The sequence below is a fragment of the Thiohalorhabdus denitrificans genome (genome assembly GCF_001399755.1).
Classification (GTDB): Bacteria; Pseudomonadota; Gammaproteobacteria; order Thiohalorhabdales; family Thiohalorhabdaceae; genus Thiohalorhabdus; species Thiohalorhabdus denitrificans.
This window is the reverse complement of record NZ_LJCP01000011.1, coordinates 270,307-289,154: the sequence shown is the minus strand read 5'-3', so window position 1 is coordinate 289,154 and position 18,848 is coordinate 270,307. Positions and strand designations below refer to the sequence as shown.

Here is an 18,848-nt window from a genome sequence, read left to right as displayed (position 1 = left end):
GAGACCGTACTGATGAGCCAAGAAAACGCCCCCGAGCTGCACCCCTCCATCGTCGCCCTGGCCACCCTCGCGGCCGGCGTGGCGGCGGGCCATCCCACCCAGCCGCGCTGCCAGCTGAACCGGCTGCGGGATATGGGAATCCCCGAGTCCCAGATCGGAACGGTGGTGGAGCTGGCCCGGCACGTGCGGGACGAGGCCGCCGGGCGCGCCGACGAGGACCTCGACGGCGCCCTGGGAACCGCTCCGGCCGCCGAAAAAGCGGAGACCACGGGCGGCTGTTGCGGCGCCGAGGCGGAGAGCGACCCCGAGCCGGCCGCCGGAGGCTGCTGCGGCAGCGAGCCCCAGCCCACCAAACCAGGAAGCTGTTGCTAGAACCGCAACCAACCGAACAGGAGAACGACCATGACCAAGGAAGTGAAGGTGCTCGGCACCGGTTGCGCCAACTGTCAGACCACCCTCCAGCTCATCGAGCAGGTGACCGCCGACCAGGGCGCCGAGATCGATCTGCAGAAGGTGGAGGACATCGGCGACATCATGAGCTACGGGGTCATGTCCACGCCCGGCGTGGTGGTGGACGGCACCGTGGTTCACGCCGGAGGCGTGCCGGACCGAAAGGCCGTGGAGGGCTGGCTGGCGGGATAGCCGTCCCCCTGTCCTTCATCAACCCCCTGTCATGCCGATTGAACCCGGCCCCACCCCCGGGGTCTTTAAAATAGCGGTCCACCCTTTCTGGTCGCCCATTTTTGTCTCGGTTCTAAGGGCCCCTTGACTCTGTATCACGGTACGGAGCGTAAACTGCCCGCCGATTGCGCCTATGCAGGGGTGTCCCTAATGCTGTATCGGGGAAAGCGGATCGGGTCCGGACCGGGGCCGGACGCTGGCCAGCCGCCCCTCCCGGCCCGGTGTGCGCCCGGCCCCGGCCGGCGGAATGCGGGATCAGCTGGGCCATACGGCAATCCCCGGAGCCCGGGGCTCCAGTAATGTAGGGCCGATCAGTGAACGATGCTCACCAGCCGCGCATGACCATAGGGGTTTTGGCCCAGAAGGCGGGGGTCAACGTGGAAACCATCCGCTACTACCAGCGCAAGGGGCTTCTCCCCGAGCCGCCCCGCCCGCCCGGGGGCGTGCGCCACTACGGCCCGGAGGTCGTCGACCGCATCCTCTTTATCAAGCGGGCCCAGTACATGGGCTTCACCTTGCGGGAGGTGGGGGAGCTGCTGGATTTCGGCTCCAGGGGGTGCGGGAAGGTGGAGCGCCTGGCCACCGCCAAGCTTGGCGAGGTGGACGACCGCATCGCCGACCTGCGGATCATTCGCCGGGAGCTGGAGAAGCTGCGGGAGCAGTGCCGGGAAGGGCGGGTAAGCTCGGAGTGGGACCTGGTCCAGACGGTGATCGCCGGGGAATTGGACCCGGGCTCCGAGCGGAGCTAGGAGGAGGCGCCTACCCCTCCTCCGCCTCGAAGTGCACGAAGGCGCGGCGCAGCCGCTCGCCCCATCCGGCGCCCAGCCGGTCGCCGGCCTCCATGAGCTCCCTTTCCAGACCCTCCATGCTGGCCTGCCCGGGATCGTAGGTGATTTCCAGGCGGTCCCCGCGGAAGCCTACTGTCCGGACTCCCATCATTCCTTCCAGCAGTTCCCGGAGCGTTTCGGCCTGGTCGGGCGAGGGTTGCTGGCCCAGCCGCAGGCGCCGCCGCTTGGCGGGGCCGGATGCCCGGTTTGGAGCGCCCTGCCGGCTCAGGAAATGCTCCGGGTCCTGCAGGAAGCGTTCCTGGCAGGATGGGGAGCAGAAGGCGAAGTACATGCCCCGGAATTCCAGCTCATTGCGACTGGAAAGGGGGCGCATGGCGCATACTGGGCAACGGGTGGCGGGCATCTTCCCTGTGCTCCCGGATAGGTGGCAGCTTGGCTCCAGCGGCTCGCCCTGGAGCCTACGTATGGTAAACGGGTTTCGGCATGGCTCAACGGCATCTTTACCCTCGGATACTGGGCGTAGTGGCCTGCGAGGGGGTCCTGGCGGCCGGGGCCGGTCTGCTCTGGGGCGCCTGGGGCCTGGCCGGGGCCCTCGCCGTTATCCTGGCGGTGGGGGATATGCCGGTGGTAAGGCTCCTGGACCGCCATCTCCCGGCGCGGCTGGGCAAGGAGGCCCTGCCCGGTTGCCGGGGCCGGGTGGCGGAGGGGTTCCGGGAGAGCGGCGGCAAGGGCGATTGCCGGGGGCGTATCCGGCTCCAGGGGGCCCTGTGGTCCGCCCGGCTGGATTCGGCGGCCGGCCACCGGCCCGGCTGCGGGGAGTATGTCCGCGTCTGCGGCCTGGAGGGGTTGACTCTGGTGGTGCGGCCCGAGCGGTAGATCGGGGGCGCCCGGGGCTCGGGCTGGGACGCAGCGCATTGGGAGGCGCGTATGTGGATGTCCGACGGTCACGGCCTTTGGGGCTTGGGCGGCGTTTTCATGATCCTGTTCTGGGTGCTGGTGGTGCTCGCCATCGCCGCCCTGGTCCGATGGCTGGCGCTGGGTCCCGGGCGACCCGGCGAAGGCCCGGATACCCCTAAGCGAGACAGGCCCAGGGCCATGGAGCTCTTGGAGGAGCGCTATGCCCGCGGGGAGATCGACCGCGAGGAGTTCCTGCAGAAAAAGCAGGACCTGGAACCGTAGAACGCCCCGGCGACGAATCGTCGCCGGGGCGCCATGCCGTCGAAGCCGTCCTCCGGCCCGTGCCCCGGAGGAACGGACGGGCGGGTTAGCCGCGTAGCCGGCCGAAGCGGCGGCCGAAGCCGCCCAGGAAGGCGAGCATGCCCATGGCGAGCAGGCTCAGCACGCCTGGCTCGGGGATCTCCGCATCGGGAGCGCCCGGGCCGTCTCCCTCGGCAGGCGGAGTGGGCTCGGCGCCGTCATCCGCCTCGGCAACGATGGCGCCGCCCGCCACCGGCAGGACCTCTTTGTAGCCGGCGGTGCCGTCCACCTCACCCTCCGTGCCGACGCCGTCCTCCTCGGTGGTGCTCAGACCGTGCAGGACGATGGCCCGCTGCTCCATGGGCAGCAGGTCGTCCCGGGAGAAGTCGTCGCCGAAGATATCCTCGTCGCTCAGGTCGTAGGTGGCGCTGAAGTTGATGTTGCCGTCCTCGTCAGCGATGGGGAAACCTCCCTCTCCGCCGTTTCCATTACCCTCCTGATCCTGGTCCTGATCAGCCTGCTGATCCTGGTCCATTTCCTGCAACTGCTCCTGGTCCATCTGTTGCGCCTGCTCGGGTAGCTCCCCCTGCTGTGGACCGTTCCCGTTTTGCGGCCCTTGGGCATTCTGGGGACCCGGCCCACCTTGGGGAGCCTGGTTCGCCTGGGGAGCAGGCCCCTGAGCCCCGTCGGGGGTTGAGGTCAAGGGAAGGATTACTGGTCCGACCGTGGTGGTGGCCTCCTCCAGCTCGATGAAGCCGTCACCGTCCGCATCGGCATCCATGCCGGGGAGGGCGGCCGGCGAGTCGGGCGGACCATGGATATGCTGCGGATGGGTTTCATTGGGCTCCAGGCCGGAGGCGTTGATCTCCACGTCCAGGGAGTCCCCCTCCAACTCCATGCCGGCGTTCCCGCTTACCCCCGAGTCGTTCAGGGGCTGGAGGTCGGCGCTGAAGGGCGCCCCCCAGGCCAGGGCGGGAGCCGTCAGCAGGAAGAGGCCGCATAGACGTATCCGTTTCGCGCTTGCCATTGTTTCGCTCCTTGGTTGATGAGAGGCCTGTGAAACGATTCATACAGGGCCCTGCGCCTTCTATGCGGCAAGCGCTGTGCCAAGCGTGTTACCTCCGGAAATTCCGGGGAACTTCGTAAAGCAGGGCGGCACTCGGGAGCGGATAGTAAAGGCAGGGAACACCCTCCATGGCCCATGGCCAAGGGCGGCCGGCGGTACTAACGGTTCATATCCTTCATTTTTTTCGTTAGGGGACCGGGTTGAAGGAAGGGAAAGGGCGGAGACAGGCGGGGAAACGTGTAAAGTTCGCCGACTTTGCCAGGAGTGGCCCTGGTAGGGGGGAGCACCCAGTCACTGGTTTGGCGGCCGGTGGCGAAGGGGAAAAACCGTTTCGATCTGGGGGGTTGCCGTTTGGGGGAAAGGCAGGAGGATGGCCGGCGTGCGGCACGGGGCACCGGTAACGAGCCCAACAGAACGGCCCTTTCCCGCCGGCGGTGGGGCCCAAAAAAAGGCCCCGGAAGTTCCGGGGCCCGGCCTCCCAGCCAAGGGGGGGAGCCAGGAGCTAGACCTGGTCAGGGCGCTTTAGCCGGCTTCCGGGTGGCCAGGGTCCATTCCCGCCGGACCTGCTGAATCCCTTTGCTGCCCTCCGAACCAGGAGTGTTGCCTCATGGTGACGCGAAGCATCTTCCATGCCAGAAAATTTATTCCTTATAAACAATGAATTGGGGATTTCATCGGGAAAGGGGAAGGGGGGCATGCCAAGTTTTCCGACAAGGTCGTGGCCTCGGGGCGCGGGTGCAAGGCAGCTTGACGGTCGGCCGGCTCCAGCGGCCCCCGGTAGGGGGGCGACGGGGGGTACCGGGGCCGGCATGAGCCGATGCAGACCCAAGAGGAAGGGGCTCGCCCCGCAGCCGCCAAGGCCGGGCCCTGGAGCGGGCCGGCCGGGGAAGCGGGCTGTTCCGGGCCCATCAGGGAAAGCGGTACGCGCCCCAGCGCAGCGTGAGCAGGGCGCCCACCAGCAAGGCCAGAGCGCGGGGGTCGAAGAAGGTGTGGTCCAGCCAGCCGCGCAGCAGGGAGAGGGCCCCGGCGGGGTGCCCGGAGGTGGCCAGGGCGGCCGCGCCATGGGGGACCTTCCGCTCCTGGGCATCCCTGTGGGGGCTGGTGCGCGGAGCGGCGGCATCCCCGGAAAGCCTGGCCGCCCGGTGCAGGGCTCCCGCGCTTGGGCCCTGAGATCCTGCGAAGGGAGCTGTTCCGGCCGGTCGGGCCGTGGCCGCTGCCGGGCGGTAGGGGTCCGGCGCTGCTTGGACCCCCGTTCCCGGATACGGCCCGGGGAATTGAGGCGAGGAGGCGGCGGGGACCGGGGCGGTTCCCGAGGCGAGGAGGCCGCAAGGGAGCAGCAGGGCCAGTACGGCGGTAAGAAGCGAGAAGGCCGGTTTTCCTTTGAGCATGGGTACCCCCCGATCGCTGCGGTGTTCCGGGCTCTCCGGGGGTGTCCTGCATCAATTGTTCCTTTTTTCGTTTCGTAAAAATTTCAATAAGGTGTACGTTCTTCCCTGGGTAGGGGGGCGGGAAGGTGTCAATTCCCCCGACGAGGAGCGTGGATGCAGGAGCAACCACCAGCCGCCGGGGTGCTGGCCGCCCGGCTGCGCACCCTGGTGGGCGCGGCCCGGAACGGGGGGGTCCGTGGCGAGGCGGTGGAATACCTCGCCCGGACCTCCGCCTATGTGGCGGGCATGCTGGACCTGGAACCCGACGGAGCACCGGTCCCAAAAGCCGACGAGCCCGGACGCCCGGTAACAGGCCCCGGCGACCTGCAGGCGTGCCTCAGCCACCTCATCGTGCGCGCGGAGGCGGCGGGCGTGGAGCCGGCGGTTACCGGGTACCTGCGTCGGGTGCTCCTGCGTGTGAGCCTGGCGGCGGAGCGGGTGCCCTGGGAGCTGCGGTTGGTGCCGCGTCACCGGGCCGTCGGTGAGGCCCGTTTGGTAATCCCCGGCGAATCGCCCCTGCCGGTAGGTCTGTTGGATCATTCCGCCCTGGGCTACGGTCTGGAATGCCCGGGCCCCGTAGCCTCCGGCCGCGTGGGGCGCCTGGAGCTCCCCGCGCCGGGCTCCGGGCCGCCGCAGGTCTACGGCTGCCTGCCGGTTTACTGCCGGGAGGAGCCCGGGGGCGGCTGCCGGGTGGGCGTGGAGCTTATCGACCGCTCCGCGCTCCCCTGAGCCGGCCCCGGGCTAGCCCGGTCCGGGGCTCCCCTTCCCTGTCCCGCCATCCTGACCCAAAGTGGGAGACCTATCCCCAGCATCCGGGTAGGGCTTCCATGACCGAAGATCCCATCCGCTTCGACGGCCTCTCCTACGCCGACCTGCGCGACCCCGCCGGCCTTCGGCGCCTCGACGAGCGCTTCCGCCTCCACCTGGAGGAGCGCGACCCCGGCCTGGTGCGACGGCTGTTGGATTTCCGCGAGGCGGAAGACCTTCCCCCGGCCCAAGAGTACAGCCGGCTGCTCCTGGACCTTGCCCCCCATGTGGAGACCTTCGTCGCGGGGCTGTTCGGCATCGAGGAGGCCACCCGCCATAGGGGAGCCGCCGCCGCGGCCCATAACCCCGTCTTCGCTTTCCAGCAGGAGATCCTGCAGAAACGGGCCCGTCGCCTGTGGGGCCGGGTGGGCGAGGACTTCGCGGCGCTGGATGCCTGGCTGGACGAGCGGCTCGCGGCCCACGGCATCGACGCCACCGACCGCGAGCGGGCCGTGGGCGAGCTCACCGCGGCCCTGCTGGCGGATCGCCGGGCCAACCAGGAGGCCCTCGACCGCCTGGCGGCCTGGGCGGTGCGCGCCCGGGAGACCGAGGCGGGGCGGGCGGCCACCGCCGGCTGGGTGGGCTTCCGCACCCCGGAGCGCGTGGACCCCGACCACCTGGTGCCCGTGCAGCGGGCCGCGGACGGCTCCCCCGGCGCCATGGAGGCCCCGGGACGCTTCCGGGCCCGCGACGGCTTCGCCCTCACCGATCCGCGCATGTCCGCCCGCGAGGTCCAGGGCGAGGCCAGCTACTGCATCTACTGCCACGACCACGACGGCGACTTCTGCTCCAAGGGCTTCCCGGAGAAGAAGGGCCAGCCGGAGCTGGGCTTCAAGGTTAGCGCCCTGGAGAACACCCTCCACGGGTGCCCGCTGGACGAGAAGATCTCCGAGATGAACCTGCTCAAGCGGGAGGGCTACACCATCGCCCCGCTGGCCGCCGCCATGGTGGACAACCCCATGGTCCCCGCTACCGGCCACCGCATCTGCAACGACTGCATGAAGTCGTGCATCTACCAGAAGCAGGAGCCCGTGGACATCCCGCAGATCGAGACGCGGGTGCTCACCGACGTGCTGGACCTGCCCTGGGGGGTGGAGGTCTACGACCTGCTTACCCGCTGGAACCCGCTGCGCCACGAGCAGTACGTGGCCAAACCCTACAACGGTCGCAAGGTGCTGGTGACCGGGATGGGGCCGGCGGGCTTCACCGTGGCCCACCACCTGACCATGGAGGGCTGCGCGGTGGTGGGGGTGGACGGCCTGAAGATCGAGCCGTTGCCCGAGGCGCTCCGGAAGGGGCCCATCCGCGATTACGGCGAGCTGGAGGAGTCCCTGGACGAGCGGGTCAACTACGGCTTCGGCGGTGTGGCCGAGTACGGCATCACCGTGCGCTGGGACAAGAACTTCCTCAAGCTCATCTACCTGACCCTGGCGCGGCGGCCCACCTTCCAGGTGTTCGGCGGGGTGCGCCTGGGCGGCACCCTGACCCTGGAGGACGCCTGGGCCCTGGGCTTCCACCACGTCTGCAACGCCAGCGGCGCCGGCCTGCCGCGGGTCATCCCCATGGGAAACAGCCTGGCCCGCGGCATGCGCCAAGCCAACGACTTCCTCATGGCCCTGCAGCTCACCGGGGCGGCCAAGCAGGAGAGCCTGGCCAACCTCCAGGTGCGCCTGCCGGCGGTGGTGATCGGCGGCGGGCTCACCGCCATCGACACCGCCACCGAGCTGCAGGCCTACTACGTCCGGCAGGTGGAGAAGGCCCTGGACCGCCACGAGCGTCTCGTCGCCGTGCACGGCGAGGCGGCCCTGTGGGAGAAGCTGGACGCCGAGAACGCCGCCATCCTGGAGGAGTTTTTGGCCCACGGCCGCGCGGTGCGGGCCGAGCGCGAGCGGGCGGAGCGGGAGGGCCGCAAGCCCGACTTCCTGCCGCTGCTGCGGGAGTGGGGCGGGGTGACGGTGGCCTACCGGCGGCCCATGAACGAGTCCCCCGCCTATCGACGCAACCACGAGGAGGTGGGCAAGGCCCTGGAGGAGGGCATCTACTACGAGGAGCGCCTGGAGCCCATCCACGCCGTCCTCGACGACCACGGCCACGTGAAGTCCCTGGAATGCCGCCGGCGCCGCGACGCCGACGGCAAGCCGCTGTCGGTGCCGGAGGACCTCGAGCTGCCCGCCCGGGGCATCTTCGTGGCCGCCGGCACCGTGCCCAACACCATCTACGAGCGGGAGCACCCCGGCACCGCCGAGCTGGAGGACAACCACTACCGGCCCCACGTCCACCACCGCCGCGAGCTGCAGGCGGTGGATACCCCGGAGCACTGCAAGGAGGAGGAGTTCGGCCCCTTCACCTCCTACGCGGCGGACGGCCGCTTCATGACCTTCCTGGGGGATACCCACCCCGGCTTCGCCGGCAGCGTGGTCAAGGCGGTGGCCTCCGGGCTGCGCACCTATCCCCACGTCATGGCGGCCCTCGAGGACCAGGGCCCGGCGGAGGCGGACCGGCGGTCCCTCCAAGCCTTCCAGGAGCGCATGGCGTACCTCCTGGCCCCGGAGGTGGCCGCGGTGGACGACAGCCATCCGGCGGTGGTGGAGCTGCGGGTGCGCGCCCCCATGGCCGCTCGCAATTTCCGGCCGGGCCAGTTCTTCCGCATGCAGACCTACGAGCGCCACGCCCCGAGGGTGGCCGACACCCGCCTCCAGGTGCCCCTGCAGACGGTGAGCGGGGCCGGCGTGGAGGGGGACCTGATGCGGCTGTTCGTCCTGAAGGGTGGCGTCGGCGGGCGCCTATCGGCCCGCCTGGTGCCTGGGGACCCCCTGGTCCTCATGGGGCCCACCGGGGCGCCCACGGAGATGGGAAGCGGCAAGACCGTGATGGTGGTGGCGGGCCGCTGGGGGGCGGCGGTGATGCTGGCCCTGGGACCCGCGCTGCGCGCGGCGGGCAACCGCGTGCTGTATTTCGGCGCCTTCCGGCACCGGGACGAGCCCTACCACCGCGAGCAGCTGGAGGCGGCCACCGACCAGATCGTCTGGGCCGCCGCCGGGGGCGAGCCCATTGCGGCCGGCCGGCCCCAGGACCTCAGCGTGGCCACCGGCGACGCCGTGGACCTGATCCGGCGCTACGGCGACGGCGAATTCGGTGGGGCGGCCGCGCCCCACATGCCGCTGGGCGAGGTGGACGAGGTGCTGGTGATGGGCTCCACGGGCCTGCTTTACGGCATGCAGCAGGCCCTTTCCGCCGGCGGGACCCTGGCCCGGTACTTCCCCGAGGACGTGGAGGTGCAGGGCACTGCCGGCAGCCCCATGCAGTGCATGCTCAAGGGGGTGTGCTCCCAGTGCCTGCAGTGGCAGGTGGATCCGGAGACGGGGCGCCGCACCCAGACCGTGTTCTCCTGCGCCGAGCAGGACCAGCCCCTGCTGGCCCTGGACCTGGAGAACCTGTGGGCGCGCCAGACCCAGAACCGCCTGCCCGACCTCATGGCCGACCTGTGGCTGGCCTACCTGCTGGAGTCGGAAACGGCCTAGCGCGGGAGGTGCCGGCAGGGCGTCTCGGTGCGGGCGTTCCCGGGCCCCACGCGGGAGTGGACGGCCATGGGCACGGGCACGGGATCCCCGGAGTCGGAGACCCAATCGAACACCGCCAGCAGGGGCCGCTCGGCGTTCTCCACGAAGCGGGGGATCAGGTCGGCGTCCCCCAGCTCCTGGGTGCGGATGCGCACCGCCTGGCGGGGTCCGAGCACCCCGAACTCCACGTGGGTCGCGGCGGGCGGGGGCTCGCTGTTGCGGGAGTCGTACAGCCGCTCGCCGCCCGCGCTGTACAGGCGCATCCGCTCCAGGGTCAGGGCCCGGGAGGGGCTGAGGTTGTGGATGGTCCACACCGAGGAGGTGCCCGGGGAGCTGTAGTCCCCGCCGCAGGCCAGGCTCCCCGCCCCGGCGGTCCCCCGCCCCTGGGCCGGGCTGGGGGTGGCGGCCGGGAGGGCCGCGCCCGCCAGGGCCGCGGCAAGGAGGGCCTTCCGGAGGCTGGGGCTCTGAAACATGGTGCGCTCCACACGAGGGCCGGACCTCTTCCCTGTATATCCCGGCCGGGCGGGGCCTGGCCAGCGCGGCCTAGTGCGGCGGCGGACAGTTGCCCGCGCGGTTTGACCGGACAGGGGCATTGGTGTCCTAGTTGAGGAGAGGGACATCACTACCGAGCAGGGGAGACCAGATGGCGGTGAAGCTGGGAGTGCCCAAGGAGACCGCCGCGGGGGAGTGCCGCGTGGCGCTGGTGCCCGCGGTGGCGGCGCAGCTCATGGCCAAGGGCCTGGAGGTCCGCATGCAGCCGGGCGCCGGGGCGGGGGCCTTCTTCGCCGACGGGGACTATCACGACGTGCGCATGGTGGAGGAGCCGGCCGACCTGTACCGCGAGGCGGACGTGCTGCTGCGGGTGCAGCCGCCCACGCCGGAGGAGATCGACCTGCTGGGTCCGGAGACCGCCGTGCTCGGCTTCCTGGATCCCCTGGGCGATCCGGACCGGGTGGCCCGCCTGCGGGACCGCGGGGTCACCGCCTTCGCCATGGAGCTGGTGCCCCGCATCGCCCGGGCCCAGTCCATGGATGCCCTCTCCTCGCAGGCCAGCATCGCCGGCTACAAGGCGGCGCTGCTGGCCGCCGATCTGGCCCCCCGTTTCTTCCCCATGCTCACCACCGCCGCCGGCACCGTGCGCCCGGCCAAGGTGCTGGTCCTCGGCGCCGGGGTGGCGGGACTCCAGGCCATCGCCACCGCCCACCGCTTGGGGGCCTCGGTGTTCGCCTACGACGTTCGCCCCGAAACCCGCGAGCAGGCGGCCTCCCTGGGCGCCACCTTCCTGGACCTGGACGTGAGCGGCTCCGCCGAGGGGGGCTACGCCCGCGAGCTCACCGATGAGGAGAAGCGCAAGGAGCAGGAGCTGCTCGGCGAGCAGATCGCCGGCATGGACGTGGTCATCACCACCGCGGCGGTACCGGGCCGGCCCGCGCCGGTGCTGGTGCGCGAGGCGGAGGTGACCGCCATGCGCCCCGGCTCGGTGATCGTGGACCTCGCCGCCGAGACCGGCGGCAACTGCGAGTGCACCGTGCTCGACGAGACGGTGCGCCACGAGGGGGTGATGATCCACGGCCCCCGCAACGTGCCGGGCAAGCTGCCCGTGCACGCAAGCGAGATGTACGCCCGCAACCTGGCCAATTTCCTGGACCTGCTGGTGGACGGGGGGCACTGGGGGCCGGACTGGGAGGATGAGGTGGTGGCCAAGACCGTCCTCACCCGGAACGGTGAAATCGTGCCCGACGCCGTCCGCGAGCGGGTGGAAGGAGGCGCCTCGTGATCGAAGGCTTCGTCGCCCTCTACATCTTCATCCTCGCCGCCTTCACCGGCTACGAGATCATCAGCCGGGTCCCCGAGACCCTGCACACCCCCCTCATGTCCGGGGCCAACTTCGCCCACGGCATCGTCGTGGTGGGGGCCATGGTGGCCCTGAGCCACGCCCATACCCCCGCCGAGCAGGCGCTGGGCTTCGTGGCCGTGCTGCTTGCCGCCATGAACGCCGTGGGCGGCTACGTGGTCACCGAGCGCATGCTGCGCATGTTCAAGAGCAGCCAGGGGGGCGGCGAATGAGCTTTGTCCTGGAGACCGGCTACCTGGTGGCGGCGGTGCTGCTAATCCTCGGCCTGCGCGGCATGAGCTCGCCGCGCACCGCCCACCGGGGTCTCACCTGGGTGGGTATCGGGATGGTGGTGGCGGTGCTGGTCACCTTCATCCGCACCGGCGCCGGCAACATCGGCCTCATGCTCACCGCCCTGGTGATCGGCGGCGTGCTGGCGGCGGTCTACGGCCGTCAGGTGCCCATGACCGCCATGCCGCAGGGGGTGGCCCTGTTCAACGGCATGGGCGGCGGCGCGGCGGGAGCCATCGCCGCCGTGGAGCTGGTGGGCGGCGCGACGGTGGGCGGGGCGCCCCTGGTGCTGGGCGTGCTGGGGGCGCTCATCGGCACGGTGTCCTTCGCCGGCAGCGGCGTGGCCTTCACCAAGCTCCAGGGCTGGATGCGGCGGCCGGTGCGCTTCCCCGCCATGCCCATGGTGAACGGCGCGGTGGCGCTGGTGGCCGTGGCGCTGGGTATCGCGGTGATCGCCGGGGCGCAGATGGACCCGGTGCTCGGCGCCTACTTCGCCGCCGCGGTGGCCCTGGGGATCCTTGTGACCCTGCCCATCGGCGGGGCCGACATGCCGGTGGTGATCTCCCTATACAACGCCGCCACCGGCCTGGCGGTGGCCTTCGAGGGTTACCTGCTCAACAACCCGGCCATGGTCATCGCCGGCACCGTGGTGGGCGCCGCGGGCACCCTGCTCACGCTGCTCATGGCCCGGGCCATGCACCGTTCCGTGTTCCAGGTGGTGGGGGCGGGCTTCCGGGCCCCCGAGGCCGCCGCCGAGACCGGGGCGGAGGGCGGCCTGCTCAAGGGCATCGAGCCCGTGGATGCGGCCATCCAGCTGGGCTACGCGCGCAAGGTGGTGATCATCCCGGGCTACGGCATGGCGGTGGCCCAGGCCCAGCACAAGGTGTGGGAGCTGGTGCAGCGGCTGGAGGAACGGGGCGTGGAGGTGCGCTTCGCCATCCACCCGGTGGCCGGGCGCATGCCGGGTCACATGAACGTGCTGCTCGCCGAGGCGGGCGTGCCCTACGACATGGTGGCCGACCTGGAGACCATCAACCCCGAGCTGCCCCAGGCGGACGTGGCCCTGGTGATCGGCGCCAACGACGTGGTCAATCCCTCCGCCCGCAACGTCCCCGACAGCCCCATCTACGGCATGCCCATCATCAACGCCGACCAGGCCCGCAACGTGCTGGTCATCAAGCGGGGCGGCGGCCAGGGCTTCTCCGGGGTGGAGAACCCCCTGTTCACCGCCGACCACGCCCGCGTCCTGTTCCGCGACGCCCTGGACGGCGCCTCGGAGCTGGTGCAGGCCCTGAAGCAAGTGTGAGGCCGTCGCCGTGCGGGAGCGGTCCGTGACCGCGACCGCAAGGGCCGCTTGGGCCGGACCCGGGACGCGGGGCAAGCCCTCCAGGCTCCAAGGGGCCCTGCCCTGCGGGCATCCCTTCAGTCGCCTTTCGGGCGTACCCCGCATCCCGGGGAGCCCATTTGGGTTACGAATCTCTGTGACAGGAAGCTAGCCCGGCAGCTCCTTGGGCGCGGCGGCGGTGAGGTTCTCCGGCTCGCCGTCGGTGACGTGGATGTCGTCCTCCAGCCGCACGCCGATGCCGCGCAGCTCCGGGCGCACGTCCTCGGCGTCGGGCGGGATGTACATCCCCGGCTCCACGGTGAGCACCATGCCCGGCTCCAGGGTCCGCCAGTGGTCGGCGGCCACCTTGTAGCGGCCCACGTCGTGGACGTCGAGGCCCAGCCAGTGGCCGGTGCGGTGCATGTAGAAGTCGCGGAACTCGCCCCGCTCGATGAGGCCGTCCACCTCGCCCTCCAGCAGGCCCAGGTCCACCATGCCCTGCACCAGGACCCGCAGCGCCGCTTGGTGGTAGTCGTCGAAGGTATGGCCCGGACGCACCTGGTCGATGGCCGCCTTCTGGGCCTCGAGCACGATGTCCCACACCTGCCGCTGGGCGCCGGTGACCGTGTCGCCCACCGGGAAGGTGCGGGTGATGTCGGCGGCGTAGCCTTCCACCTCGCAGCCGGCGTCGATGAGCAGCAGGTCGCCGTCGTTGAGCGGCGCGCGGTTCTCCGTGTAGTGGAGCACGCAGGCGTTGGCGCCCCCCGCCACGATGGAAGGGTAGGCGGGGCGCTCGGCGCCGCTGTAATGGAAGACGTACTCCATCTCCGCCTGGATCTGGTACTCGTGCATGCCCGGGCGGCACACCTCCTGGGCGCGCCGGTGGGCCTCGGCGGAGATGCGGGCCGCCTCCCGCATGCGCTCCAGCTCCTCCGGTCCCTTGATCAGGCGCATCTCGTGGATCAGGTCCTCCACGTCCACCAGCACCTCGGGGGCGCGCACGCCGGCGCGCTCCTTGGCGCGGGTGGCGTTGAGCCAGCCGGTGACCTTGCGGTCGAACTCCGGCTCACGGCCGAAATGCACGTACAGCCGCTCGCGATCGGCGAGCAGCTCGGGGAGCACGTCGTCCAGCTCGTCGAGGGAGTAGGCCTTGTCGGCGCCGTAGTCCCGCTCGGCGCCTTCCACCCCGGCGCGGATGCCCGTCCACACCTCCTTGGCGGGGTCTTTGGGGGGGACGAACAGCAGGTAGCGGTGCTCGGGGTGGTCGGGCACCAGCACCGCCACCGCCTCCGGCTCGGTGAAGCCGGTGAGGTAGAGGAAGTCCGAGTTGGGGCGGAAGGGGTATTCCACGTCGCGGTTGCGCAAGCTCACGGCGGCGTTCGGCAGGATGGCCACGCCGCCCTCCATGCGCTCCATGAGGCGCTCCCGCCGCTGGGCGAACACCTGTCTGTCCATGTCGGCATCCTTGCTGTCCGGGGGCTGTGGCCCGTCCCAGGTGGGTGACGTAGAATCGGGCGCGCCATTCACAGCCCGAAGGGACAAAAAAGTGGGGATCTACATCCAGCTCGAGCCGCTGCTGGCCCTCATCGCCGGTATCGCGGCCCTCGTCGTCCCCCCCAAGCTGGGGACCCGCATCATCGCCGTCTACCTGGTGACCATCGCCGTCCTGCAGCTGCTGGACATCAACTGACGCCCCGGGCAGGTCCGCCCGGGGCGGGCCCTAGCCCGTGTAGCTGCGCACCGTCTCCGCCACCTCGGGGGGGAAGCCCCCCTGCTCCACCTGCTTGGCCGCCTCGGCGAAGAAGGCCTCGGCGTCGTCGGGCAGGCGCGCGCGGAGCTGGTCGAAGGCCTCGCGGATGCCCTCCGGGTCGTGGCCGCGCACGGCCACGATGCCCTCGTTCAGCAGCAGGATCCGCCAGGCCCGGTGGGGGTTGGAGGTCTCCAGGTCGGCCTTGATGTCGGGACTGGCGTGGTCCACCACCCGCTGCATCATGGAGCGGATGCGGCGCAGCTCCTCCACGTCGCTGCTCTTGTTGGCTAGCTGGCCGAGGCCGTTGACCACCATATCGATGTGCTGGATGGGCACCTCCCAGGAGGCCATCCACATGGCCACGGCGATGGCCACCTGCTGCAGCTCGCCGGTGGTCTCCGGCAGCTCCAGGCGGTCGCTATAGACCCCCAGGTCGTGCAGGAAGTTCATGGCGTGGTTGCCGATCTTATCGGCCTCGCCCTCCTCCTGCATGGCCGGGGTGGGGTCGTCCACCGGGTTGCGCTCCAGGATCTCCAGGAGCTGGGCGATGGCGTCCACCAGGTCCGGCGGCGTCACCTGCTCGCCGGTGGCCAGGTCGGATTCCTCGAAGGCCTTGGAAATGGTCGTCCCCGCCTGCGCGAAGCGGTTGCGGGCGGTGGCCATACTGCTATCGAAAACCATGGGGACGCTCCCGTGGGTCGAGGGGTCGCAAGGGGGTTCTCAGGAAAGCCTAGTGCAGGTCAGGCGGGCTCCGCCAGGGCGCGAATGCGGTCCAGGTTCTCTATGGCGGCCTTCCGGCCCGCCTCCAGGGCCTCCCCGCCGCGGTAGAACTCGAGGGTGCTCATGCCCGGAACCACGGGCTTGAGGGTCAGGTCGGGCGGGCTGGCCTCGAGGCGCAGGCGCACCAGCTGGGCCTGGGTGATCTGCACCGCGCGCTGCAGGTTGGCGATGAGGGCGGGCCCCGCCGACTCCTCCTCGGATTCCTGGAAGGGGTCGGGCTCTTCCGCGCGCTCGCCCGCGCCGCGGGCCCCGGGATGGACGGCCACCGCCACCACCGGGCCGCCGAATCGCCGCCGGGCCACATCCACGGGCAGGGGATTCACCAGACCGCCGTCGCCCAGCAGGCGACCGTCCACCTTGAAGGGCTTGATGAGCCCGGGCAGGGCGATGCTCGCGCGCACCCCCTCCACCAGGCCCCCGTCGTCCAGGACCACCTGCTGGCCCGTCCGCATGTCCGTGGCCACCGCCCGGAAGGGCGGGTCGCAGCCCTCGAAGGTCCCGTTGCCCAGGCGCTCGCGCAGGTAGGCCTCGATGTTGCGCCCGGAGGTGAGGGCGCCCCCCTCCAGGCTCGGCCAGAAGAGCCGGAAGGTGGCCATCCAGTCCATCTCGCGGACCATGTCCTCGATGCGGTCGGGACCGAGGCCCACGCAGTAGAAGGCGCCGATCTCGGCGCCGATGCTGGTGCCCACCACGGCCCGCACCGGGATGCCGGCGTCCACGAGGGTGGCCAGGACACCGGCGTGAGCGAGGCCCCGGGCGCCCCCGCCGCCGAGGGCGAGGGTGACCCCGGGTGCCTCGGCGGGATGGCTCCCCTCGACCATGCGGCCTCCTTTGCGGCGCGGGCCGGCCCCGGCGTCTAGAAGGCCAGGTGCAGCCCGGCGAACGGTCCGCTGAAGTCCGAATCCACCTTGAGGTCGTCGCCGCCGTCGTAGTCCACCGCGATCTGGCGGTAGCCGGCACGGACCTGCAGCAGGCCCATCTCGAAGCCCACCTCCGCGGTCACGTCGCGGAAGCTGTCGCCGTCGTAGCCGATGCCGTTGGCGCGGACGCCGGCGTTCAGCGGCAGGGCGGGCAGGTCGACCCGGACCTCGGCCTTGGCCACGGGCATGGTGAAGTTGGCGCTGCCCGTTTCCTTGCCGGCATCGGTCTGCAGTTCGGCCTCGGCGTCCACGTTGGTGGCCCCGAGGCCCAGGCCTATGTCCACGAACGGCACCGGCAGGCTGAACATGGCGCCGGCGTGCAGGAGGCGGGCGTCGAAGCTGGAGCTGCCGTTGGCAACGATGTCCTGTCCGCCCCATTGGCCGACGGAGCGTTGGATCTCGCCGTCGTAGGACAGGTCGGTGTACTCGGCGTCCAGGGTGACGAAGGGGATGGCGGCCCGGGCGTACAGGTTGGGGGTGCCTTCCTTGTCGAAGTCCAGGTCGTCCTCGACGTCGAAGCCGCCCCCATCGTAGGTCACGTCCCCGCTGGGATCGGCCTGCCAGTAGCGGGCGCCGATTTCCACGTCCGCGAGCGGCAGGGCGTGGGCGGAGCCGGCGGACAGGAGCAGGGCGCCGGCGGTGGAGATGGTGCGAATGCGCGGCATGCTGGGTTCCCCTTTTGCGACGCGATATAGTGGGACCAAGCCTACCAGATGGAAAGGCTATTGCGCATGAAACCGTTTACATTCATTCCGGTCCGGGCGCCGGTACCGGGCGGACAGGGAGGCCGAAGGCCATGGAACGGATTCCCGAGCCGGAGCTGATGGACGACCCCGGACAGGCGCGGGCCTACGCCGAGGCGGACTTCGCCGAGGTGAACGCGGGGTTCGTGGAGGGCTTCCAGCAGAGCTTTCCCTGGCTGGGGGGCAGCCCCTTTGTCCTGGACCTCGGCTGCGGCCCCGGGGACATCCCCCTGCGCCTGGCCCGGGCCATGCCCGGGGCGCTGGTGCAGGCGGTGGACGGCTCCCCGGCCATGATCGAGCTGGCCCGGGAGGCCGTCGCCGGCACCGAGGAGGAGCCGCGGGTGATGCTGGTGCAGAGCGGCCTGCGCGAGCTGGAGCCGCCGCCCATGCCCTTCCACGCGGTGGTCTCCAACAGCCTGCTGCACCACCTTCACCACGGCGCCGACCTGTGGCGGACCATCCAGCGCGTGGCCGGCGAGGGCACCGCCATCTACGTCATGGACCTGCAGCGCCCCGATTCCGAGGAGCGGGCCGCGGCCATCGTGGACCAGTACGCCGCCGACGAGCCCGAGCAGCTGCGCACCGACTTCTACAATTCGCTGCTCGCCGCCTTCACCCCCGAGGAGGTGGGCGACCAGCTCCGGGCGGCCGGCCTGGAGGGGCTGGAGGTGGAGACGGTGAGCGATCGCCATCTGCTGGTGACGGGAACCCTCTGACCCTGCCGTCGGTCCCTCCAGGAGTGGAACGGGCCACGCCCCGCCTGGGGTTCAGGCCCCGCAGGGGTCGGAGAACAGGGCCTCGCCGATGTGGCGGCCCAGGATCAGGCCGTCCTCGCGGCCGTTGGGCCCCGGGTAGTAGGCGGGCCGCTTCCCCATGCGCAGGAAACCTTCCTCCTCATAGAGGCGGCGGGCCCGCTCGTTGGAGACCCGGACTTCCAGGAAGACGTCCTCGGCGCCCGCCTCCCGGGCTGCCGCCAGCAGGTGGCGCAGGAGGGTCCGCCCCAGGCCCCGACCCCGGAAGCGGTTTCCGATGCACAGGTTCAGGATCTCCGCCTCCGGGCCGGTGACGCTCAGGACGCCGTGGCCGGCGATGGCGCCGTCCAGCTCCACCACCCGGCACCGCTGACCGGAGGTCAGGCTGGTCCGGAACAGGTCCGCGGTCCAGGCGGAGTAGTGGCAGCTGCCTTCGTTGTCTACTACCCCCGGCAGATCGGCGAGCGCCATGGGGCGAAGGCGGCAGCGGTCGAGGTCCGGCTGCACCGGGGCGGGGCCTTGAGGCTGTTCAGCGGGAATTGGCTTCCTCCAGGGTCTCGCGCAGGGCCACGGCGCTATTGTGCTCGCGGTCCCGGGCGGCGTAGAGCAGGGTGACCGGACCGGAACGGGCCCGCTGCCGCAGATCCTCCAGCAGGTCGGGGCGCTGCGAGAGCTCGTCCCGATAGCGGCGCTTGAACTCCGGCCACTTCTCCGGGTCGTGGCCGAACCAATTGCGCAGCTCCGGGCTCGGGGCCACCTCCTTGAGCCAGAGGTCGAGCCGGGCGTCCTCCTTGCGCATGCCGCGGGGCCACATACGCTCCACCAGGATGCGCTCGCCGTCCGCGGGCTCGGCGTCGTCGTAGACGCGCTTCAACCGGACCTCGCCCATGGGCATCCTCCGGCCGGCAAACCGGCAATCGTCGCGCTA

The 18,848-nt window shown here is 70.8% G+C and carries 22 protein-coding genes; 12 read left to right on the top strand and 10 right to left on the bottom strand.

Features of this window, described 5'->3' with window-relative positions:
• Positions 1 to 12 precede the first annotated feature (12 nt).
• The 3 genes from AN478_RS10815 (at position 13) to AN478_RS10805 (ending at position 1,430) form a co-directional block, all read left to right on the top strand.
• The gene (locus AN478_RS10815; protein ID WP_054966619.1) at positions 13 to 372 is read left to right on the top strand and encodes a hypothetical protein; all 360 of its coding nucleotides are present in this window, start codon (positions 13 to 15) and stop codon (positions 370 to 372) included.
• A 30-nt stretch (positions 373 to 402) separates the two neighbouring features.
• Complete coding sequence (locus tag AN478_RS10810; protein WP_054966618.1) at positions 403 to 642, top strand: thioredoxin family protein; 240 nt, start codon at positions 403 to 405, stop codon at positions 640 to 642.
• A gap of 353 nt (positions 643 to 995) precedes the next feature.
• Positions 996 to 1,430, top strand: a complete 435-nt coding sequence (locus tag AN478_RS10805; protein ID WP_231627397.1) for a MerR family transcriptional regulator — start codon at positions 996 to 998, stop codon at positions 1,428 to 1,430.
• Between the two features lie 10 nt (positions 1,431 to 1,440).
• Here the strand turns inward: AN478_RS10805 and AN478_RS10800 are convergent, their stop codons facing one another.
• Positions 1,441 to 1,842: a YHS domain-containing protein gene (locus tag AN478_RS10800; RefSeq protein ID WP_054966617.1), complete on the bottom strand. Its 402-nt coding sequence runs from the start codon at positions 1,840 to 1,842 to the stop codon at positions 1,441 to 1,443.
• A 149-nt stretch (positions 1,843 to 1,991) separates the two neighbouring features.
• On the opposite strand from AN478_RS10800, the gene AN478_RS10795 reads away from it, so the two are divergent.
• Positions 1,992 to 2,345 carry an NfeD family protein gene (locus AN478_RS10795; RefSeq protein ID WP_054966616.1) on the top strand — a complete coding sequence of 118 codons (354 nt, stop codon included), beginning with the start codon at positions 1,992 to 1,994 and terminating at the stop codon, positions 2,343 to 2,345.
• A gap of 51 nt (positions 2,346 to 2,396) precedes the next feature.
• Entirely contained in the window at positions 2,397 to 2,648 is a 252-nt protein-coding gene (locus AN478_RS10790) for an SHOCT domain-containing protein (RefSeq protein ID WP_054966615.1), read from the top strand.
• Between the two features lie 85 nt (positions 2,649 to 2,733).
• On the opposite strand, the gene AN478_RS10785 is transcribed toward AN478_RS10790, so the two are convergent.
• Entirely contained in the window at positions 2,734 to 3,693 is a 960-nt protein-coding gene (locus AN478_RS10785; protein ID WP_054966614.1) for an ICP22 family protein, read from the bottom strand.
• Positions 3,694 to 4,640: 947 nt separating this feature from the next.
• Positions 4,641 to 5,120 carry a hypothetical protein gene (locus tag AN478_RS10780; RefSeq protein WP_054966613.1) on the bottom strand — a complete coding sequence of 160 codons (480 nt, stop codon included), beginning with the start codon at positions 5,118 to 5,120 and terminating at the stop codon, positions 4,641 to 4,643.
• A gap of 153 nt (positions 5,121 to 5,273) precedes the next feature.
• Between AN478_RS10780 and AN478_RS10775 the strand changes: the two genes are divergently transcribed.
• Both AN478_RS10775 and AN478_RS10770 read left to right on the top strand, forming a co-directional pair.
• The gene (locus AN478_RS10775; RefSeq protein ID WP_054966612.1) at positions 5,274 to 5,888 is read left to right on the top strand and encodes a hypothetical protein; all 615 of its coding nucleotides are present in this window, start codon (positions 5,274 to 5,276) and stop codon (positions 5,886 to 5,888) included.
• A gap of 98 nt (positions 5,889 to 5,986) precedes the next feature.
• The gene (locus AN478_RS10770) at positions 5,987 to 9,487 is read left to right on the top strand and encodes a hypothetical protein (RefSeq protein WP_054966611.1); all 3,501 of its coding nucleotides are present in this window, start codon (positions 5,987 to 5,989) and stop codon (positions 9,485 to 9,487) included.
• On the opposite strand, the gene AN478_RS10765 is transcribed toward AN478_RS10770, so the two are convergent.
• The gene (locus AN478_RS10765) at positions 9,484 to 9,999 is read right to left on the bottom strand and encodes a hypothetical protein (RefSeq protein WP_143004065.1); all 516 of its coding nucleotides are present in this window, start codon (positions 9,997 to 9,999) and stop codon (positions 9,484 to 9,486) included. The genes AN478_RS10770 and AN478_RS10765 overlap by 4 nt on opposite strands.
• A gap of 170 nt (positions 10,000 to 10,169) precedes the next feature.
• On the opposite strand from AN478_RS10765, the gene AN478_RS10760 reads away from it, so the two are divergent.
• From AN478_RS10760 to AN478_RS10750, 3 genes are read left to right on the top strand one after another with little or no spacing between them, the layout of a single operon-like run.
• On the top strand, positions 10,170 to 11,303 hold the full coding sequence (locus AN478_RS10760; protein WP_054966609.1) for an NAD(P) transhydrogenase subunit alpha: 1,134 nt from the start codon (positions 10,170 to 10,172) through the stop codon (positions 11,301 to 11,303).
• Positions 11,300 to 11,593 carry an NAD(P) transhydrogenase subunit alpha gene (locus AN478_RS10755; RefSeq protein ID WP_054966608.1) on the top strand — a complete coding sequence of 98 codons (294 nt, stop codon included), beginning with the start codon at positions 11,300 to 11,302 and terminating at the stop codon, positions 11,591 to 11,593. The genes AN478_RS10760 and AN478_RS10755 overlap by 4 nt, the downstream gene beginning before the upstream one ends.
• Entirely contained in the window at positions 11,590 to 12,957 is a 1,368-nt protein-coding gene (locus AN478_RS10750) for an NAD(P)(+) transhydrogenase (Re/Si-specific) subunit beta (protein ID WP_054966607.1), read from the top strand. Before AN478_RS10755 ends, AN478_RS10750 begins: the two co-directional genes overlap by 4 nt.
• A gap of 186 nt (positions 12,958 to 13,143) precedes the next feature.
• Here AN478_RS10750 and AN478_RS10745 read toward each other — a convergent pair whose 3' ends face one another.
• Complete coding sequence (locus tag AN478_RS10745) at positions 13,144 to 14,430, bottom strand: aminopeptidase P N-terminal domain-containing protein (protein ID WP_054966606.1); 1,287 nt, start codon at positions 14,428 to 14,430, stop codon at positions 13,144 to 13,146.
• 91 nt (positions 14,431 to 14,521) lie between these two features.
• Here AN478_RS10745 and AN478_RS14145 point away from each other — a divergent pair, with 91 nt between their 5' ends.
• The gene (locus AN478_RS14145) at positions 14,522 to 14,665 is read left to right on the top strand and encodes a DUF3096 domain-containing protein (protein WP_176758723.1); all 144 of its coding nucleotides are present in this window, start codon (positions 14,522 to 14,524) and stop codon (positions 14,663 to 14,665) included.
• Positions 14,666 to 14,695: 30 nt separating this feature from the next.
• On the opposite strand, the gene AN478_RS10740 is transcribed toward AN478_RS14145, so the two are convergent.
• From AN478_RS10740 to AN478_RS10730, 3 genes are read right to left on the bottom strand one after another with little or no spacing between them, the layout of a single operon-like run.
• On the bottom strand, positions 14,696 to 15,406 hold the full coding sequence (locus AN478_RS10740; RefSeq protein WP_054966605.1) for a hypothetical protein: 711 nt from the start codon (positions 15,404 to 15,406) through the stop codon (positions 14,696 to 14,698).
• A 59-nt stretch (positions 15,407 to 15,465) separates the two neighbouring features.
• Positions 15,466 to 16,326: a patatin-like phospholipase family protein gene (locus AN478_RS10735; protein ID WP_054966604.1), complete on the bottom strand. Its 861-nt coding sequence runs from the start codon at positions 16,324 to 16,326 to the stop codon at positions 15,466 to 15,468.
• 35 nt (positions 16,327 to 16,361) lie between these two features.
• A complete protein-coding gene (locus AN478_RS10730; RefSeq protein WP_054966603.1) occupies positions 16,362 to 17,090 on the bottom strand; it encodes a TIGR04219 family outer membrane beta-barrel protein in 729 nt (242 codons plus the stop codon).
• Between the two features lie 131 nt (positions 17,091 to 17,221).
• Here AN478_RS10730 and AN478_RS10725 point away from each other — a divergent pair, with 131 nt between their 5' ends.
• Positions 17,222 to 17,884: a class I SAM-dependent methyltransferase gene (locus AN478_RS10725; protein ID WP_054966602.1), complete on the top strand. Its 663-nt coding sequence runs from the start codon at positions 17,222 to 17,224 to the stop codon at positions 17,882 to 17,884.
• Positions 17,885 to 17,935: 51 nt separating this feature from the next.
• On the opposite strand, the gene rimI is transcribed toward AN478_RS10725, so the two are convergent.
• Together rimI and AN478_RS10715 are read right to left on the bottom strand one after the other, a co-directional pair.
• Entirely contained in the window at positions 17,936 to 18,427 is a 492-nt protein-coding gene (gene rimI / locus AN478_RS10720; RefSeq protein ID WP_054966601.1) for a ribosomal protein S18-alanine N-acetyltransferase, read from the bottom strand.
• 22 nt (positions 18,428 to 18,449) lie between these two features.
• Positions 18,450 to 18,809 carry a DUF488 domain-containing protein gene (locus tag AN478_RS10715; protein WP_054966600.1) on the bottom strand — a complete coding sequence of 120 codons (360 nt, stop codon included), beginning with the start codon at positions 18,807 to 18,809 and terminating at the stop codon, positions 18,450 to 18,452.
• Positions 18,810 to 18,848 lie beyond the last annotated feature (39 nt).

What these genes read in the sequence shown, in the direction of transcription:
- AN478_RS10810 (WP_054966618.1), top strand. Translation starts at nt 403, where the DNA reads ATGACCAAGGAAGTGAAGGTGCTCGGCACCGGTTGCGCCAACTGTCAG.
- AN478_RS10765 (WP_143004065.1), bottom strand. Translation starts at nt 9,999, where the DNA reads ATGTTTCAGAGCCCCAGCCTCCGGAAGGCCCTCCTTGCCGCGGCCCTG.
- AN478_RS10750 (WP_054966607.1), top strand. Translation starts at nt 11,590, where the DNA reads ATGAGCTTTGTCCTGGAGACCGGCTACCTGGTGGCGGCGGTGCTGCTA.
- AN478_RS10730 (WP_054966603.1), bottom strand. Translation starts at nt 17,090, where the DNA reads ATGCCGCGCATTCGCACCATCTCCACCGCCGGCGCCCTGCTCCTGTCC.
- AN478_RS10790 (WP_054966615.1), top strand. Translation starts at nt 2,397, where the DNA reads ATGTGGATGTCCGACGGTCACGGCCTTTGGGGCTTGGGCGGCGTTTTC.
- AN478_RS10735 (WP_054966604.1), bottom strand. Translation starts at nt 16,326, where the DNA reads ATGGTCGAGGGGAGCCATCCCGCCGAGGCACCCGGGGTCACCCTCGCC.
- AN478_RS10815 (WP_054966619.1), top strand. Translation starts at nt 13, where the DNA reads ATGAGCCAAGAAAACGCCCCCGAGCTGCACCCCTCCATCGTCGCCCTG.
- AN478_RS10745 (WP_054966606.1), bottom strand. Translation starts at nt 14,430, where the DNA reads ATGGACAGACAGGTGTTCGCCCAGCGGCGGGAGCGCCTCATGGAGCGC.
- AN478_RS10715 (WP_054966600.1), bottom strand. Translation starts at nt 18,809, where the DNA reads ATGGGCGAGGTCCGGTTGAAGCGCGTCTACGACGACGCCGAGCCCGCG.
- AN478_RS10780 (WP_054966613.1), bottom strand. Translation starts at nt 5,120, where the DNA reads ATGCTCAAAGGAAAACCGGCCTTCTCGCTTCTTACCGCCGTACTGGCC.
- AN478_RS10775 (WP_054966612.1), top strand. Translation starts at nt 5,274, where the DNA reads ATGCAGGAGCAACCACCAGCCGCCGGGGTGCTGGCCGCCCGGCTGCGC.
- AN478_RS10770 (WP_054966611.1), top strand. Translation starts at nt 5,987, where the DNA reads ATGACCGAAGATCCCATCCGCTTCGACGGCCTCTCCTACGCCGACCTG.
- AN478_RS10725 (WP_054966602.1), top strand. Translation starts at nt 17,222, where the DNA reads ATGGAACGGATTCCCGAGCCGGAGCTGATGGACGACCCCGGACAGGCG.
- AN478_RS10800 (WP_054966617.1), bottom strand. Translation starts at nt 1,842, where the DNA reads ATGCGCCCCCTTTCCAGTCGCAATGAGCTGGAATTCCGGGGCATGTAC.
- AN478_RS10785 (WP_054966614.1), bottom strand. Translation starts at nt 3,693, where the DNA reads ATGGCAAGCGCGAAACGGATACGTCTATGCGGCCTCTTCCTGCTGACG.
- AN478_RS10760 (WP_054966609.1), top strand. Translation starts at nt 10,170, where the DNA reads ATGGCGGTGAAGCTGGGAGTGCCCAAGGAGACCGCCGCGGGGGAGTGC.
- AN478_RS10740 (WP_054966605.1), bottom strand. Translation starts at nt 15,406, where the DNA reads ATGGTTTTCGATAGCAGTATGGCCACCGCCCGCAACCGCTTCGCGCAG.